Origin of the sequence: Cellulophaga baltica 18, assembly GCF_000468615.2 — a bacterium.
Lineage (GTDB): Bacteria > Bacteroidota > Bacteroidia > Flavobacteriales > Flavobacteriaceae > Cellulophaga > Cellulophaga baltica.
This window is the reverse complement of sequence record NZ_CP009976.1, coordinates 3,159,068-3,176,823: the sequence shown is the minus strand read 5'-3', so window position 1 is coordinate 3,176,823 and position 17,756 is coordinate 3,159,068. Positions and strand designations below refer to the sequence as shown.

At 35.0% G+C, this 17,756-nt stretch carries 15 protein-coding genes; 11 read left to right on the top strand and 4 right to left on the bottom strand.

Annotated features, from left to right (window positions below):
• Positions 1-114 precede the first annotated feature (114 nt).
• Entirely contained in the window at positions 115-831 is a 717-nt protein-coding gene (locus M666_RS13555) for a hypothetical protein (RefSeq protein ID WP_029446303.1), read from the top strand.
• A 65-nt stretch (positions 832-896) separates the two neighbouring features.
• Here M666_RS13555 and bshB1 read toward each other — a convergent pair whose 3' ends face one another.
• Genes bshB1 through ccsA form a run of 3 tightly spaced genes read right to left on the bottom strand, consistent with a single transcriptional unit; the run spans position 897 to position 6,052 of the window.
• Complete coding sequence (gene bshB1, locus M666_RS13550) at positions 897-1,619, bottom strand: bacillithiol biosynthesis deacetylase BshB1 (protein ID WP_025614969.1); 723 nt, start codon at positions 1,617-1,619, stop codon at positions 897-899.
• Positions 1,620-1,663: 44 nt separating this feature from the next.
• Positions 1,664-2,818, bottom strand: coding sequence for a trans-sulfuration enzyme family protein (locus M666_RS13545; protein WP_029446302.1), 1,155 nt, complete (start codon positions 2,816-2,818; stop codon positions 1,664-1,666).
• 51 nt (positions 2,819-2,869) lie between these two features.
• On the bottom strand, positions 2,870-6,052 hold the full coding sequence (gene ccsA / locus M666_RS13540) for a cytochrome c biogenesis protein (protein WP_029446301.1): 3,183 nt from the start codon (positions 6,050-6,052) through the stop codon (positions 2,870-2,872).
• A gap of 228 nt (positions 6,053-6,280) precedes the next feature.
• Between ccsA and M666_RS13535 the strand changes: the two genes are divergently transcribed.
• The 7 genes from M666_RS13535 to M666_RS13505 all read left to right on the top strand — a co-directional run bounded on the left by M666_RS13535 (position 6,281) and on the right by M666_RS13505 (position 14,159).
• On the top strand, positions 6,281-7,045 hold the full coding sequence (locus M666_RS13535) for a Rossmann-like and DUF2520 domain-containing protein (protein ID WP_029446300.1): 765 nt from the start codon (positions 6,281-6,283) through the stop codon (positions 7,043-7,045).
• On the top strand, positions 7,029-7,556 hold the full coding sequence (locus M666_RS13530; protein WP_024480551.1) for a KdsC family phosphatase: 528 nt from the start codon (positions 7,029-7,031) through the stop codon (positions 7,554-7,556). The genes M666_RS13535 and M666_RS13530 overlap by 17 nt, the downstream gene beginning before the upstream one ends.
• A gap of 3 nt (positions 7,557-7,559) precedes the next feature.
• Positions 7,560-8,147 (top strand): Maf family nucleotide pyrophosphatase, encoded by a 588-nt coding sequence (locus M666_RS13525; RefSeq protein WP_029446299.1) that lies wholly within the window; start codon positions 7,560-7,562, stop codon positions 8,145-8,147.
• Between the two features lie 39 nt (positions 8,148-8,186).
• Complete coding sequence (locus M666_RS13520; protein ID WP_029446298.1) at positions 8,187-9,137, top strand: hypothetical protein; 951 nt, start codon at positions 8,187-8,189, stop codon at positions 9,135-9,137.
• 3 nt (positions 9,138-9,140) lie between these two features.
• The gene (locus M666_RS13515; RefSeq protein WP_024480548.1) at positions 9,141-9,692 is read left to right on the top strand and encodes a mechanosensitive ion channel domain-containing protein; all 552 of its coding nucleotides are present in this window, start codon (positions 9,141-9,143) and stop codon (positions 9,690-9,692) included.
• Positions 9,693-9,779: 87 nt separating this feature from the next.
• Positions 9,780-12,311 (top strand): PIG-L family deacetylase, encoded by a 2,532-nt coding sequence (locus M666_RS13510; RefSeq protein WP_029446297.1) that lies wholly within the window; start codon positions 9,780-9,782, stop codon positions 12,309-12,311.
• A 108-nt stretch (positions 12,312-12,419) separates the two neighbouring features.
• A complete protein-coding gene (locus tag M666_RS13505) occupies positions 12,420-14,159 on the top strand; it encodes a sodium:solute symporter family protein (RefSeq protein ID WP_029446296.1) in 1,740 nt (579 codons plus the stop codon).
• 54 nt (positions 14,160-14,213) lie between these two features.
• Here the strand turns inward: M666_RS13505 and M666_RS13500 are convergent, their stop codons facing one another.
• The gene (locus tag M666_RS13500) at positions 14,214-15,059 is read right to left on the bottom strand and encodes a DUF2911 domain-containing protein (protein WP_029446295.1); all 846 of its coding nucleotides are present in this window, start codon (positions 15,057-15,059) and stop codon (positions 14,214-14,216) included.
• 147 nt (positions 15,060-15,206) lie between these two features.
• On the opposite strand from M666_RS13500, the gene M666_RS13495 reads away from it, so the two are divergent.
• Genes M666_RS13495 through M666_RS13485 form a run of 3 tightly spaced genes read left to right on the top strand, consistent with a single transcriptional unit; the run spans position 15,207 to position 17,730 of the window.
• Positions 15,207-15,704, top strand: a complete 498-nt coding sequence (locus M666_RS13495) for an SRPBCC family protein (protein WP_029446294.1) — start codon at positions 15,207-15,209, stop codon at positions 15,702-15,704.
• 2 nt (positions 15,705-15,706) lie between these two features.
• Positions 15,707-16,399: an SDR family NAD(P)-dependent oxidoreductase gene (locus tag M666_RS13490; RefSeq protein WP_029446293.1), complete on the top strand. Its 693-nt coding sequence runs from the start codon at positions 15,707-15,709 to the stop codon at positions 16,397-16,399.
• Between the two features lie 20 nt (positions 16,400-16,419).
• Complete coding sequence (locus M666_RS13485) at positions 16,420-17,730, top strand: cryptochrome/photolyase family protein (RefSeq protein ID WP_029446292.1); 1,311 nt, start codon at positions 16,420-16,422, stop codon at positions 17,728-17,730.
• Positions 17,731-17,756 lie beyond the last annotated feature (26 nt).

The following is a 17,756-nucleotide window of genomic DNA, read 5'->3' as shown; positions in this document are numbered from 1 at the left end:
AATAAGATGCATTTCATAGAAATTAACATTTATTTAACATACGTTTAGGAAAAATTCTCAATAAAACTAAAGCTACAATTTTGTAAATTTGAGATGATCTCAAAAATTATTCAAATGCTATTGAAAAAGATTAACCTTGAAGATCAACTCAAAAAACAAAAAAAGAGGTCCTCTTTCTCCTCTAATACTTTGATTGATCAATTCTACCACACATTAGAAGAAGACCACAAAACTTCCTCAAAAATCCGTAGGAATACTATTGAAAAGAATCAAGAAAATTACAATCACTTTAAGCCTGACCTATTAGATACTGACAAAATCTATCATGTAACAGAGATAAAAAAAATCTGTATTGATTATCGACTTCGGTTTTTAGACAGTTCTTATTTCAAAGGTAAAATCCCGAAAGAGGCTATTTTAAAAATTAAAAAGCTAGAACAGGAGCATCATACCGAAGTAAAGAATTTTAAAATTATAGCCCCGTCAAAGCTCTTTAAATTAGAAGATAAAGACGATCCGTTATTATTTGCGTGCTTAGGCAATGACTATTATTATCTCATACACAAATGGGGGAATGACATGAGCGCATTCCGAAAGTTAGTAATGTTGCCTTTTAAAAGCATCATCAACCTATTACTTCTCATTATTGTTTTGAGTTACGGCTTAACCTTATTAGTTCCGTCTGGCCTATTTTCTAAGTCTGAGTCTAGTGCTCAATTTTGGATTATGTGCTTCTTTATGTTTAAAACCATTGCCGCAATCACCATTTTTTATGGATTTGCCAAAGGAAAAAATTTTAACCCCGCTATTTGGAATAGCAAGTTTATATAAAATTTGTATTACAAAAAACAGCGGCAAAATGCCGCTGTTTTTTTAATTGTATGTAGAAAAATCTATTAAATAAGATCTCCTAATTGTCCTACTGCAGGAAGACGTTCTGTAGTAAAACCTTCTGCGTACTCTACTCCTATTAATCTACCTAAATCTCTAGCCCTATAATTAACACTATCTGTAAAATTCTTACTACTGATGGGCGTTTCTGGCTCAGAACTTTTTGGGTCATAAAATTGAGAACCGTATGCAAAAATAGCCTCCGTCTTTTTTTCTATATAACCTGATACATCCACTAAGAAATCTGGATTCAAATTTTTCCATTGTATGTAATGATACACTACTTTTGGACGCCAAGGGTCTTGCCAATGCTCATCACCATCAAACTTCGTATCAATCTTAATCAATCCACTTAAAAAACAAGCATCACTTACAAGCTTACTCCCTTTTCCGTGATCTATATGACGATCATCAATAGCATTACAAAGTACTATTTCTGGTCGGTATTTCCGTATCATCTTTATTACCGCCAATTGATGCTCCTTATCGTTGGTAAAAAACCCGTCTGCAAACTCCAAATTTTCACGAACAGCAACGCCTAAAATTTTTGCAGCAGCATTCGCCTCTTTATCCCTAATTTCGGCACTACCGCGGGTACCTAGTTCTCCCCTAGTTAAATCTACGATGCCAACTGTTTTACCGTTTGCAATTTCCTTAGCTATTGTTGCTCCTGCACCTAATTCTACATCATCAGGATGCGCTCCAAAAGCAAGTATATCTAATTTCATAATTCTATTTTATAATTCCTCAGTCGCACACCGCAACCAATTACTTACTTTACCGCAACAGCAATTGCTTGTTCTATATCTGCAATAATGTCTTCTACATCTTCAATCCCTAATGAAAAACGAATTAACCCATCTACAATGCCTTGGTTTGCCCGTTCTTCTGGACTCAATAAAGAGTGAGATGTTTTTGTTGGCGATAATACTGTACTTTCAACTCCAGCCAAACTCATCGATGATTTGATTAGCTTCAAAGCTTGTTGGAAGGTATAGGAATCTATCCCATCTTTTAATTCAAAAGAAAGCATTCCACCAAAACCACGCATTTGAGTTTTTGCCAATTCGTGGTCAGGATGACTTGGCAATCCCGGATAATACACTGCTTGAATAAACTCATTCTGATATAAGTATTCTGCCATTTTTTGCGCATTCTCATTCTGCGCTCTTACCCGCAAGCCCATTGTTTTTATACTACGTTCTAATAACCATACCGTATAATCACTTAAACTTCCGCCAAAATTCTTCGCCAATTGAAAAATACGCTCCATATGTTCTTTTGTAGAAGCTACAGCTCCTGCTAAGATATCTGAATGACCTCCCATATATTTAGTAGCACTATGTATAACCACATCAATTCCAAAATCTATAGGATTCTGATTTACGGGGCTCGCAAAAGTATTATCGATCATGGAAACCAATCCGTGCTTCTTTGCAATAGCGCTTACAGCTTTTAAATCTGTAATAGTCAATAAAGGATTCGAAGGAGTTTCTATATAAATTACTTTCGTATTCTCTTTTATTTTTGCCGTGAAATCTTCTGGCTTTAATCCGTCTGTAAAAGAGTAAGAAATTCCAAATTTCTCAAATTCTTCCGTTACTAAATTATATGTACCACCATACAAAGTTTTCTGAAGCACAACATGATCTCCCGCTCGCAAAAAAGCCATTAATGCCGTACTTACTGCCGCCATACCACTACCAAAAATCATCGCTGCTTCTGCATGTTCTAATGCAGCTACTTTTTCCGATAATGCTACTTGATTTGGTGTATTAAAATATCTTGGATACCGTTTTACTTCCACATCATCAAAAGCATAAGAAGTACTCATATAAAGAGGAGAAACTGCTCCTTTATATTTTTCATCTTTTAATTCTCCAAAATGTGTACAAATAGTATTGAATCCTGCTTTTTTGTTTTCCATGCTGCTTCCTGCGTATTTTTTATTTGATAACTAAATTAAGGAATCTATGCCTTATTTTTTAGAATAATACTTTCTATATTTCCAAAAACTTAATCCGCCTAACAGCAAAACTCCCGCAACGGTATAATATATAAAAGTAGGCGTAATTACTTGTGCACCGCTCGCATAACTATGCAAACCAGCTAGATAGAAGTTCACGCCAAAATAGGTCATCATAATACTTCCAAAAGCAACAACACTGGCAAAATTAAAGGTCCATCTACCTCTTAACCCTGGCACAATACGCATGTGCAAAACAAATGCATAAACCATGATAGAAATTAATGCCCAAGTTTCTTTAGGATCCCAACCCCAATATCTTCCCCAACTCTCATTAGCCCATTGCCCTCCTAAAAAGTTTCCAATGGTTAGCATTACTAATCCTGCAGTTAAAGCTATCTCATTAACTATGGTAATTTCTTTAAGACTGTATTCTATTCGCTTTTTATTTTTTTCATTAGTCATTAAAATCAGTACCAAACCAACTACTCCAAGAATCATCCCTACAGTAAGCGGACCGTAACTCCCAACAATTACTGCTACGTGAATCATTAACCAATAGCTATCTAAAACAGGCTGTAAATTTGCTACCGCAGGATCTATCCAATTCATATGTGCTATCCATAACAACATAGATGTTACAAATGCTGTAGATGCTATGGTTAAGTTACTTCGACTACTAAAGGCCAAGCCTATCCCTATTGTAGCCCAAGCCACATATAAAATACTTTCATACGCATCACTCCAAGGTGCATGACCAGAAATATACCAGCGTAAAATAAGACCTGCTGTATGTAAGATAAATAGCACCCAAATAATCCCCTTAAAAGTAGTAACTCCAATTCTAAGTCCTTTTCGATCTTTAAAAATTTGAAAGATTAGCATGAAGAACATTATGATCCCAGCAAGGGCATAATATTTATACAGGTTGTTGAAAATATCTATTTTGTTGTAAAAAACTTCTGCCTTTATTTTATTATCTGAAGGCAATACAGCCGCTCCATGATTTTTTTGGTTTTGTTTAAAGGCCTGGAGTAATTTATCTGCTTGACTATAATCTTTCGTTGCTATTGCTGTTTTGAGTGTCATTAAATAAAATGGCAATGCATTACTTACAAAATTGCCATACAAGGAATCCGTTACTTGATATTTTCCAGAACGGTATTCTACTGCTGAAATCCATTTATTATTCTCATCATCTAACAACGGAAAAACTTTGATAATATCTCCTCCTAAAGCTCTATTCAATAAACCTAATCGTAAATAAGTATCTTTTATATCGGTCTGAAATTTATTCGGATTTGTCGTATTAAAAGCATCATCTAAAAAAGGTTCAAACTTTGTTTGTCCGTTTGCATCAAAGAAATCTGTTGCCTTTACATAGCGCTGATCGCTAGGCACCTTAATTATTTTACGGATACTATCATTTATTCCCTTTTTATCTAAGGCTATAAATTCTGTATTGTACCAAATAGCAGGATTCAACATCATGGATAACAATACCTGATCTGAATTTAAATCCTTAAATTTATTCTTAAAACTTAGTTTTCGTAACAACTCAGAAGAATACGTATTTATAGGCTTCATACGCCCACCATCATCTTGAATGACTAGTTTTCCAAAGTTTTCTGCATGTTCTTTAGACACAATGGTTTCTTGCATCATAGAATCTATCTGCTGTACAGTAGGCGCTGCGGTATGACCATGGCCATCATCTTCAGAATGGCCTGTTTGTGCAGACATCCCTAAACTTAGGCCTAAAAATAAAACTATTGTAGCGGTTACTTTCTTTGCATTTAATTTTTTCAAGGATGCCGTTAAATCTTTAAAACGGGTATCACCAAAAAACATAATACCCATCAACCCAATATACAGAAGAAAGTAACCAATGTAGGTAATACGTGTTCCCCAGAAATCATGATTTACAGAAAGCCCAGTTCCTTTTTCATCCGGATCAAAATTTGCTTGAAAAAAACGATACCCTTTATGATCTAACACGTGATTCATATAAATATCATAATCAAATGGACGCTCATCTTCAATGGTTACTTTACTCATGAAAGATGAGAATCCTTTTTCAGTTCCTGGATATTTTTCAGCTATAAAATCGTTTAATTTAATTCCGAAAGGCAATTCATACACCTTAGACCCATAACGTAATGAAAAATCGAGTCCGCCTAGGGTTACCTTATCTGAATATTCAGCAGAACCTTTACCTCCCAATAAAGTCTGTTGAACTTTTTCGCCTTTAGTTTCTATTTCTACCACCATGGCATCTCTAGTCTTTTCATTTACTTCTGCTTCGGGAACTTCTACAACACCATAAGACCCCTTAAGAATAGGTTCTGGAATTACAAATTGCATACCCGCAGTGTTATATAAAGACCGCAATACTAAAGGCTGAATACTATCTTTTAAAAGTACGCCTTTAAACTGATCTGCCATACGCATATAATCGCCCTCAAAAGGAGAATCAATTAGATATTCGCCATCCTCAAACAGTATATTTATAGCACCATCGGTTGGTTTGTTTAATGCGAATAGTACATTATGAATGCTTGTTACCTTCCCACTTTCTAAATAATGATCATGACGTTCTCCATCACCAGCTTCAACAATTTTCAAATATTCATTACCATTTTCATCAGGAATTAAACCTTCTGCAGCACCTTTTATAAATTTCACAAATGAAATTTTAAAAGGCTGACCGTTAAAGTCCATCTTCCAAGGCAAACTAGATTTTATACCTTCCGGTGTTACGATAATATCATCTTCAAGAGGTTTACGTAAGCGTTCCCCATCAATATCTCCATCTACATTAGCGCTCAAAAAAGTTTTATCCGAATAAAACACTTTTTCTGTCTGCCCCTCACGGATGGGCATCATTCCTTCAAAGCTTATATATCTTGTTACAAAAGCACCTACGATGATTAGAATCCAAGACATATGCAGCAATAATACAGGCCATTTCTCTTTTCTAAGTAAACGATATCTAAAAATATTACCTGAAAAATTAATAACAAAAAACACCATAATGGCTTCAAACCAAGTGGTGTTATAAATATATATACGTGCCGTATCTGTACTATACCAACTTTCTACAAAGGTACCTATCCCCATAGAGACAGCAAATACAATAAATAAAACGGACATTAATCTTGTGGAGAAAAAAAACTTCTGAAGGAGTGCTTTCATGGATAATAAACCAATTGAATTTGGTCTACAAAAGTACGCCCTTTTACTACTAAATTAAAACCAATCTGGGCTAAAAACGGTTTTAAGATGTTAATTATTTCTTATAATTTATTTAACAATTACCTCCGAAAGGATTCAGCATCAATACGCTGTATTGTTTAAAATATAAAATAAGCGAAGTAGTTCTATATTACTATAGCTATTTTATGAAAATTAGTACTTTTGGGTATGATTTCAATTGTGCTCATTGGTACTGGAAATATTGCAACGCATCTATTTGATACTTTCTTGCAATATGACATGCTTAACGTATTGCAGGTAGTAGGACGACAAAAAGAGGCTCTAAACTATTTTAGTCAAAAAACAGACACCTGCCTTTTAACAGAAACCATTACCACTGCAGATGTGTATATTATTGCGGTAAGTGATGATGCTATTACGGAAGTTTCTTCTAAACTTAAGGATGTTAATGGTTTGGTGGTACATACCTCGGGTAGCGTACCAATGCTTGCCTTAGCAAACTGTAAAAACATAGGCGTATATTATCCGTTACAAACTTTTTCTAAGGGTAAAAAGGTGAATTTTAGAACTATTCCCATTTGCATCGAAGCAGAAAATGATGAGAATTTAAAATCACTTTCTTTTCTTGCGGAAACAATTTCCGATAAGGTATACCACATATCTACAGAACAACGCAGGCATTTACATTTGGCTGCCGTTTTTGTAAATAATTTTACCAATTATATGTACACCATAGGCAATGAAATTTGCGATGAACACCAAGTGCCATTTGATATTTTACGTCCATTAATTAAAGAAACTTCAGATAAAATAGCAACTTTAGCTCCAAAAGAAGCACAAACTGGGCCTGCAAGACGTAATGATGTTGCCACCATGCAACGTCAATTGGAACAAATAAATAGCAAAGACAAAAAACAGATTTATAAAATATTAAGCGAATCAATTCAAGAAAAATATGGAAAAAAGTTATAAAGAATACCTAGAAAATATTACCACATTTGTTTTTGATGTTGATGGTGTTTTCACCGATGGTAAATTGTTAATTACAACAGAAGGTGAAATGCTTAGAACTATGGATGTAAAAGATGGTTACGCCCTAAAAACAGCTCTAAACAAAGGGTATAACGTGTGTATAATTTCTGGCGGCACCAATGAAGGTGTACGTCAGCGTATGAAAACCCTAGGCGTTAAAGATATTCACTTAGGTGCACATCAAAAAATAAGCATCTTAGAAGCCTACTTAAAAGCAAATTCTATAGCCCCGGAACACGTTTTGTATATGGGTGATGATTTGCCTGATATTCCTCCTATGAAAATAGTAGGATTAGCCACATGCCCGCAAGATGCAACGCCAGAAGTAAAAACCATATGCAGCTATATTTCTCATAAAGCGGGTGGTAATGGCTGTGTAAGAGACGTGATAGAGCAAGTATTAAAAGTTCGTGGCGATTGGTATGAAAATTTTGACGCATATAACGCTTAGAATATGTGGAATAAAAGATTGAACGGTTTACATATTATTTTAGCCTCAGGATCTCCAAGAAGAAAAAAGTTCTTTGAAGAATTAGATCTAGAGGTCGCTATAGATGTTCGGCCGGTAGACGAAGTATACCCTGATCATTTAAAAGGACGTGAAATTCCTGATTATTTAGCGGTGCTTAAAGCTTCAAAATTTAAAGAAACACTGAATGAGAATGATGTGGTTATCACTTCTGACACTGTGGTTTGGTATAAGAATGAATCTTTAGCAAAGCCCGCAGATGGTAATGAAGCTTATGAAATGTTACGAAAAATGTCTAACGATTGGCATGAAGTTATTACCTCTGTTTGTTTTACCACTTCTGTAAAACAAACCGTGTTAAATAGTACTACCCATGTAAGATTTAAAGAATTAAGCGACGAAGAAATCTGGTATTATATAAACACCTACAAGCCTTTTGATAAAGCTGGTGCTTATGGTATTCAAGAATGGATAGGACTTATTGGAATAGAAGAAATTAAGGGTTCTCATGCCAATGTTGTTGGCTTGCCAACGCACTTAGTTTATAAAACGCTGATGGGTATGGTATCTTAAATAAATTCCTTTATTTTTAAGGATGAAAATTTAAATGTTATGAAAAAGTGGATGAAATTTGAGTTCTTAATCATTATTTTCTCGTTGGGCGCAGTGAGTTTAGAGTCTTGTGCTCAAAACGAGAAAAAGACAGCTCCTGAAAAAGGTACTACAACAGAAGAAACTACTCCAAAAGCCAAGAAAAACTTAGCCTATAATTTTAAAGAATATTGGTATTCTGGTACGGCAGAGCTTACTTCATATACCTTAGACCAAGCAAGATATGGCGAAATGCGTGGAGGTAATGCTGTTTTAATCTACGTTACAGAACCTTTTTTAGCAGACAAACAGGTAAAGGCAGATGGCTCCAATGCTGACAATATCCCCGTGCTGAAACTAAATAGCACCAAGAACTACATCACGGGCATTTATCCTTATTCATTAATGACGAGTAGTTTTTACCCTGTTCACGATGATGCGCATGCGGTAAAACTATCTTTTTCTGCTCAAGAATGGTGCGGACATATTTACGCTCAATTAAATAACAGAGAACAATTTGATGTGGTTTCGCACTCCTATTTTGAGCGTGAAGCAGATCAAAATTTCACTTTAGAAAAATCAATACTTGAAAATGAAATCTGGAATAAAATAAGAATAAATCCTAGTAACTTACCACTAGGAACATCAGAAGTTATTCCTTCTTTAGAACATATTAGGCAAACACACAAGCCTCTAAAAGCATATACCGCAACTATGCGTATTGATGCTAAAAATGATAGCATTAGCACCTATACCATGAGCTATCCTGAGTTAGAAAGAACTTTGAAAATTGATTTCACAAAAGCATTTCCTCATACCATAGAAGGATGGTCTGAAACCTATAGTAGTGGGTACGGCGACAAGGCAAAAATATTAACGACTACTGCCATTAAAAATAAGTTAATTATAACACCATATTGGCAACAAAATAAGAATAGTGACCTATTTTTGCGCGATAGTTTAGGTTTATAATATATGACGAAGTTTTTTATCAATCACCAAGAAGAGTTATTACGATCTTTCATTACCATCGCTGTAGTTTTAATTTTAAAATTTGTATTTACAAAAGCAGTAAAGAAAGTTGGAAAATTAGGTGATTTTAATAAGGTTAGAACCAACCTTATTATTAAGTATATTTCTATTGCACTAACCATAATCGCTATCGCTATTTTAACTTTGATTTGGAGTGTAAACTTCAAAGATTTAGGCGCATTATTAGCTTCTATCTTTGCCGTAATTGGTGTGGCTCTTTTTGCGCAGTGGTCTATTTTAAGTAACATCACTGCTGGCGTTATCATCTTCTTTTCGTATCCTTTTAAAATAGGAAATACCATCCGTATTTTTGATAAGGAAATTCATAAAACAGATAAGAATGGTGAGGAGACGTTTGTCATAGAGGATATACGAGCATTTCACTTACATTTAAGAAGAGGAAATGGTGAGATTTTAACGTACCCTAATAGTTTGGTGTTACAAAAAGGGGTATCCCTTGTCCAAACCTACAATGAAGACACCCAAGAATTGTAAGTAAGGCTGTTAAAGATATTTTAAAAATTGCACTCTAGCAGTTAATATTTCTATATTTGAGTGCCAACTAAATTCAAAAAATTATATATGCGCAAGATAACCAAGTTGTTTGCATTAGCTCTCCTATTATCAAATTTTACATTTGCACAAGCCCCCAAGAAAAGTTCTTCCTCAGATATTTATCATGCCATAGAAAAATTAAATTTTTTAGGTAAAGCACTATATATCGCAGCACATCCTGATGATGAAAACACACGGTTAATCTCTTATTTATCAAATAACGTAAAAGCAAAAACGGCGTATTTATCGTTAACAAGAGGTGATGGAGGTCAAAACTTAATTGGCACAGAATTATCAGAATTATTAGGCGTATTACGTACCCAAGAATTATTGGCTGCAAGAAATGTAGATGGTGGAAATCAATTTTTTAGCAGAGCTAAAGATTTTGGATATTCTAAACACCCTAATGAAACTCTTAAGATATGGGATAAAGATTTGGTCTTGAGTGATGTTGTTTGGGTTATTAGAAATTTTAAACCCGATGTTATTGTTAATCGTTTTGATCACAGATCTCCAGGCACAACACACGGACATCATACCTCTTCGGCAATGCTAAGTTTTGAAGCTTTTGATTTGGCAGGAAATAGCGCTAGCTATCCAGATCAGCTTTCAAAAACAAGTACATGGCAACCTAAACGTTTGTTTTTCAACACTTCTTGGTGGTTTTACGGAAGTCAAGAAAAATTTGATGAAGCAGATAAAACTAATTTATTAAATGTAGATACTGGTGTATACTATCCTAACCTAGGGCTTTCTAACAATGAGATTGCAGATATGGCTAGAAGTCAGCATTTATGTCAAGGTTTTGGAAGGCTCACTTCAAGAGGTTCTGAAACAGAATACATCGAACTTTTAAAAGGAGATTTACCTAAAGACAAGAGCGATATTTTTGACGGAATTAACACGACATGGACCCGTATTGATGGCGGAAAAGCAATTGGTGCTATTTTATACCAAGTAGAAGAAAACTTTAATTTTAAAAATCCTTCGATACACCTTCCTGAACTACTTAAAGCTTACAAATTACTGCAAAATAGCAAAGATTTAGATTGGAAAGTAGAAAAAGAAAAAGAGCTACTTGCCATTATAGAAGCGGTAACGGGTCTTTATTTAGAAGCTTCTGCAACATCATCATTTGCGGTACCAGGTGAGGTTATTGATATAGCAATTGAAGCCATCAATAGAAGTGATGCCAATATACAATTGCAGGCCTTAGAGCTTAATCCTGATGAAGTTGTTATTGAGGGTGCCGCTCTTAAAAATAATATTGAATACAAAAATACACTGGCGCTAAACATACCTGCATCAGCTAAATATACCAATCCATATTGGTTAAATGAAAAAGGAACCTTAGGCACGTATACCATTAAGGATCAGGAGTTAATAGGAAATCCGGAAACACCTAGACCATTTCATGTGAACTTCACTTTAAATATTGAAGGGGAAACAATTGTAATTACGAAACCTGTAGTCTATAGGTATTCAAAGCCAGATAAAGGAGAATTATACCAACCTTTTGAAATAGTTCCTTCAGCTACAGCAGCTATAAAAGATAAAGTACTAATTTTTGCAGACGGAACATCAAAGCAAATAGCGGTTACTGTTAAAGCTCATAAAGATAATGCCATCGGTGAAGTAATGCTTCAACATGCAAAAGGATGGAAGATTAACACCCCATCATTGCCCTTTACTATTGCTAAGAAAAATGATGAGAAGACCCTTATTTTCACCGTTACACCACCTGCTACACAAGATGAAAGTTACCTCTCTCCTATTGTAAAGATTGACGGATTTGAAATTTCTAAAGAATTGATTTCTATAAACTATGATCATATTCCTGAACAAACGGTATTAATGCCTGCGGAGACAAAAGTGGTACGCTTAGATATTAAAAAAGCAGGGCAGTATATTGGATATATTGTTGGTGCCGGAGATAAAGTTCCTGAAAGTTTAAAACAGATAGGATATACGGTACAAGAGATAGATCCTTTAAGTATTTCTGATGCATCACTTAAAAAATACGATGCCATCGTATTAGGTATACGAGCATACAATGTTGTTACGGAATTAAAGTTCAAGCAGAAAAATCTTTTAGATTATGTAAAAAATGGCGGCACCATGATTGTACAATACAATACAGCCGGCAGATGGAGTGATCAATTTGAAAACATTGCCCCTTTTGATCTTACCTTATCAAGAGATCGTGTAACCGATGAAAATGCAACTGTCCATATTTTAGATAAAAAGAATTCGCTATTGAATTTTCCGAATAAAATTTCAGATGATGATTTTAACGGTTGGATCCAAGAGCGAGGATTATACTTTCCAAGTGCTTGGAGCAAGGAGTTTACCGCTGTTTTAGGAATGCAAGATGAAGGGGAAACAGAAAAAAAAGGGAGCTTACTTATCGCTCCTTATGGAAAAGGAACCTATATTTATACAGGACTCAGTTTCTTCAGAGAATTACCTGCTGGAGTTACAGGTGCCTATAAGTTGTTTGCCAATATGCTGTCTGTTGGAAAAACAACCGTTAGTGCTGATAAAAAATTAAAAGATTAACTGCTATGGATGATAAGTTTAGTTGGAAAAATGAGTACTCTCTAGTACTTATATTGAATATTATTTACATCATAGTATTTTACTTCATTATGACAGGAAACAGGTAATATGGAAGCGATTGATTGGAGTATATTAATAGGCACCTTAGCTTTTATTGTAGGTTATGGAGTTTGGAAAACAAAAGGCAGTAAGAACGTAAAAGACTATGTTCTAGGTGGTAAAGAAGCCAATTGGACTACTGTCGGATTATCAGTGATGGCTACACAAGCCAGTGCTATCACCTTCTTATCTACTCCAGGACAAGCATTTCATGACGGGATGGGATTTGTTCAATTTTATTTTGGCCTACCTATTGCCATGGTCATCATTTGTATTGTGTTTGTTCCGCTGTATCACCGCTTAAAAGTGTACACTGCTTACGAGTTTTTAGAATCTAGATTTGATGTAAAAACCAGAACACTTGCCGCGCTACTATTTTTAATTCAAAGGGGTTTAGCCGCGGGAATTACGATCTACGCACCTTCTATTATATTATCTGCCGTTCTAGGGTGGGATTTACTCACTTTAAACATTATCATTGGTACCATTGTAACTATTTATACCGTTTCTGGAGGTACTAAGGCCGTAAACGTTACTCAAAAACAGCAAATGTTTATTATTATGCTGGGTATGTTTGTAGCCTTCTTTTATATCTTGGGGTATTTACCCGAAGATATAACTTTTAGCAAAGCTTTAAAAGTTGCAGGTGCTAGCGGAAAATTAGATATTTTAGATTTTAGTTTTGATACTTCCAAGCGCTACACTTTTTGGAATGGAATCACCGGAGGTCTTTTCCTTTTCCTAGCATATTTTGGTACAGATCAAAGCCAAGTACAACGTTATCTTTCTGGAAAATCTGTTAGAGAAAGTCAGCTTGGTCTTATTTTCAACGGTATTTTTAAAATCCCGATGCAGTTCTTTATTTTACTTCTAGGAGTTTTAGTTTTTGTTTTTTACCAATACAATCCTTCTCCCTTAAATTTTAATCCTGCTGCAACTTCGGCGGTATATGACTCTGAATATGCAGAAGATTACAAATTATTAGAGCAAGCACATGAAGAACTAGCTATAGAAAAAAAAATAGCGCAAGATGAGTTTTCTGCAGCATTAGACATCAAAGAGTATGATGCTACTGTAGAAGCAAAACAGCATATTATTTCTGTAAATAATAAAGACAAAAAAAATAGAGCTGCAGCCCGTGAGGTAATAAGTGAAGCAGATCCTAATATAGAAACCAATGATAAGGATTATGTCTTTATTCACTTTATACTAAATTACCTCCCAAAAGGACTTATAGGCTTGCTACTTGCTGTTATACTATCTGCAGCAATGTCTTCAACCGCATCAGAATTAAATGCCTTAGGAACTATTACGGCCCTTGACATTTATAAAAGACACACCGAAAAAAGAGGAGAAAAACCACAAGAATACTATGTAAATATGTCTAAATGGTTTACCCTCATTTGGGGCGTTATAGCCATAGGCATTGCGTGTGTTTCTAATTTATTTGACAACTTAATACAATTGGTAAATATTATAGGTTCTATATTTTACGGGAATGTTCTAGGGATATTTTTACTTGCCTTTTTTATCAAATTTGTAAAAGGAAATGCTGTTTTTATAGGGGCAATCATTACACAATTTTTAGTAATTGCCATCTATTATTTCTTTATTTACAGCATGCCAGAAGGAGAGGAAAAAGTGAGTTACTTACTTCTGAACTTAATAGGTTGTGGCCTGGTTATGGGGATTTCAATTTTCTTACAGTTGTTTGATAATATTCTTAAAACACCCTCAATAGAAGCATAAAAAAAAGCGCTTCATTTTACAAATGAAGCGCTTTTACTTTTTAGAGTGCCTTTATTATTTTGCGCCCCATTCTTTTAATGAATCTTTGTTCATTTTAACGTAATCCATATTCTTCGCTATTTCTGCCGCTGCTAAAGATTTTTTAGCTGCTTCAATAGCGCCTTTTTTATCACCTGCTTTTGCATAGATAAGCGATTGTTGTCTTAGTTGCCAAAATGCTGGTTTCTCAGTCATTGACATAGCCTTGTCTATCCATTCTTTGGCTTGCTTAATATCTTTACCAGAATTTAAGTAGTATACTGCAGATGCATAATAATCGCCAGCGCCAGGACCTGCCATCACTTTACTTATTCCTTCCATCACTGTAGCATCCGTAGGAACTTCAAAAGGAATAGCAACTTTAGTCGTATCCCAAGATATTTCTAAATGCGCACCATTATCTGAAATGTGATTGATTGCTAATGTGAAAGATTCTGCTTTATCTGCAGTTGTTGTTGGATTTATTTTTACTACTGCGGCCACTTTACTTGCATCCCAACTTTCTGGTGTTCCCCAGTTTTCTGTGTTCGTGTAAAAATTAACCTCCCAAACTGCTTCTCCTGGAACTGTAAAAATGGCATATGAACCTGCTTTAAGTTCTTTCCCTGCAACTTTTACATCATTGCTAAAAGTAACAATTGAGTTTTTATTAGCTCCTGTTCTCCACATTTTGTCAAAAGGTACCAAATCTCCAAATACCGTTCTACCACGCATTGCTGGTCTAGAGTATTCTAAGGTTACATCTGTTAAACCAACAACTTGTGTTACTTTAGCAGCAGGGCTTGCTTGTGGGGTTGTTATTTGAGCATTCACTGCAAAACCAGCGCAAAGTGCCAAAAATAAAAATAGTGTTCTTTTCATGATAATTAGTTATTTAATTTTAACAAAGCTACTAATAAAGGAATCCATCAATTGTTAACAAATCCTTAAATAAGAATATTGAAAAATTATTTAGCAATGTGATTTTTGTTTAAACATTAATTTGTAACTTTAAACAAAATTTACAGAATGCGACTTTACAGATTACATTCAAAGCAACAATTACCAATTTCTAAAGAGAAAGCTTGGAGCTTCCTATCTGACCCTGCTAATTTAAAAGTGATTACTCCAGATGCTATGGGGTTTGAGATTTTATCTGGTGCCGATAAGAAAATGTATGCCGGGCAAATTATACAATATAATGTTTCGCCGATTGCGGGTATTAAAACGCGTTGGGTAACAGAAATAACGCATGTTGAAAAGGGTACTTATTTCGTTGATGAACAGCGATATGGACCGTATGCACTTTGGCATCACAAACATTTTATTACAGCAACAGCACAGGGTGTAGAAATGGAAGACATCATAGATTATAAAATTCCATTTGGCTGGCTAGGCCAACTGGTGCATGGCCTATTTATAAAAAAACAATTAACTACCATATTCAAATATAGAGAAGATAAACTTACGTCTCTATTTGGCACCATAGAAGGAGCCAAAAATTATCTTGAACTAAAAAAAATATAACGATGAAAAAAAATATACTCCTTATAGGGGGCTCTCACGGTATTGGTTTATCAATAGCCAAAGCATTACATGAAAATCATAATGTATTTATAGCATCTAGAACCAAAGAAGCTTTGGAAGATCTGTCAATAACACATATTCCGTTTGATGCTTTAACTGATGAATTAGATACTTCACTCCTACCCGATACCTTAGACGGATTTGTATTTTGTCCAGGGAGTATCAATCTAAAACCTTTTAAGATGATGAGTTTAGATACCTTCCATGAAGATATGGAACTCAATTTTTTCAGCATGGTTAAAGTAGTTAAATCTATTATTTCAAAAATGGCAGAAAATTCTAGTATGGTCTTTTTCAGTACGGTTGCTGTAGGTACCGGTATGCCATTTCACACCAGTGTTGCTGCAGCAAAAGGAGCTATTGAAGGCTTTGCTAAATCTATGGCTGCCGAATACGCTCCAAAAATTAGAGTGAATGTCATTGCTCCGTCTTTAGTAAATACACCTCTTGCGAAACGTTTATTGAATAACGATAAGAAAATTGAAATGATGTCTGAAAGACATCCTTTAAAGCGCGTAGGTACCCCGGAAGATATTGCCGCAATTTCTGTATTTTTATTGAGTGATAATAGTACTTGGATGACCGGACAAGTTGTAGGCGTTGACGGAGGTATGTCTAGTCTTAATATAAATTAATCGTATTTCAAAACAGTTTAATGAGTAAGAAAATTTCAATATTTTGGTTTAGAAGAGACCTACGATTAGAAGACAATATTGGTTTATATCATTCCCTTCAAAGCGATTACCCTGTTCTTCCTATTTTTATTTTTGATAAAGACATTCTTGAAAATTTACCTAAGGATGATGCTCGTGTGAGTTTTATTTTTAATCAATTGGAAAGTATGAGAAATATACTCCAAGAAACGGTTGAAAGTTCTTTGGCTCTCTATCATGGAACGCCACAGGAAATTTTTAAAAGTCTGCTGGAAGATTATGAAGTACAAGCCGTCTATACCAATCGTGATTATGAGCCATATGCTACCGAAAGAGATACAAAAATTCAAGACTATTTAAAAGATAATGATGTTGAATTTCATTCCTATAAAGATCAAGTAATTTTTGAAAAGGGGGATGTTTTAAAAGATGATGGAGATCCTTATGTGGTCTATACGCCATACAAAAACAAATGGAAGTCTATTTTTGATTCGAAAAAAGATTTAAAAACCTATAACACTAAAAAATATTTTAAAAATTTCATTGCCCATAGCAGGCTCCCGAATTTGAGTTTATCGGATATGGGATTTGAAACCTCAAAAATAAAAGTCCCCAACTATACCGCTAGTGCTAAGGTGATTCAAAACTATGAGGACACCCGCAACTACCCTGCTATTGAAAATGGCACTTCACACTTAGGACCACATTTGCGCTTTGGTACCGTTTCTATTCGTGAGATAACCAAACGCGCTATCTCTGAGAAAAATGAAGTGTTTTGGAGTGAGCTTATTTGGCGCGAATTTTTCATGCAAATTCTTTGGCATTTTCCACATACTACAAAAAATGCTTTCAGGGCTAAGTATGATCGCATCGAATGGCGCAATAATGAGGCTGAATTCGAAAAATGGAAAAAAGGAGAAACGGGCTACGCGCTAGTAGATGCGGGTATGCGCGAGCTTAATACCACAGGGTATATGCATAACAGAGTGCGTATGTTGGTCGCTAGTTTTTTATGCAAACACTTATTAATAGATTGGCGTTGGGGAGAAGCTTATTTTGCAGAAAAACTTTTAGATTTTGATTTGAGTGCCAATGTTGGTAACTGGCAATGGGCGGCAGGTAGCGGTGTTGATGCTGCTCCGTACTTCCGGATTTTTAATCCCATGACACAGATCGATAAATTTGATAAACAAAAAGAATACATCAATAAATGGGTAACAGATTTACAGGAGCTTACTTATCCGGATAAAATGGTAGATCATAAAATGGCCAGAGAACGTTGTTTGAAAACGTATAAGGAAGCACTTTCTTAAATTTAATACACCGGTGTTAAAATTAA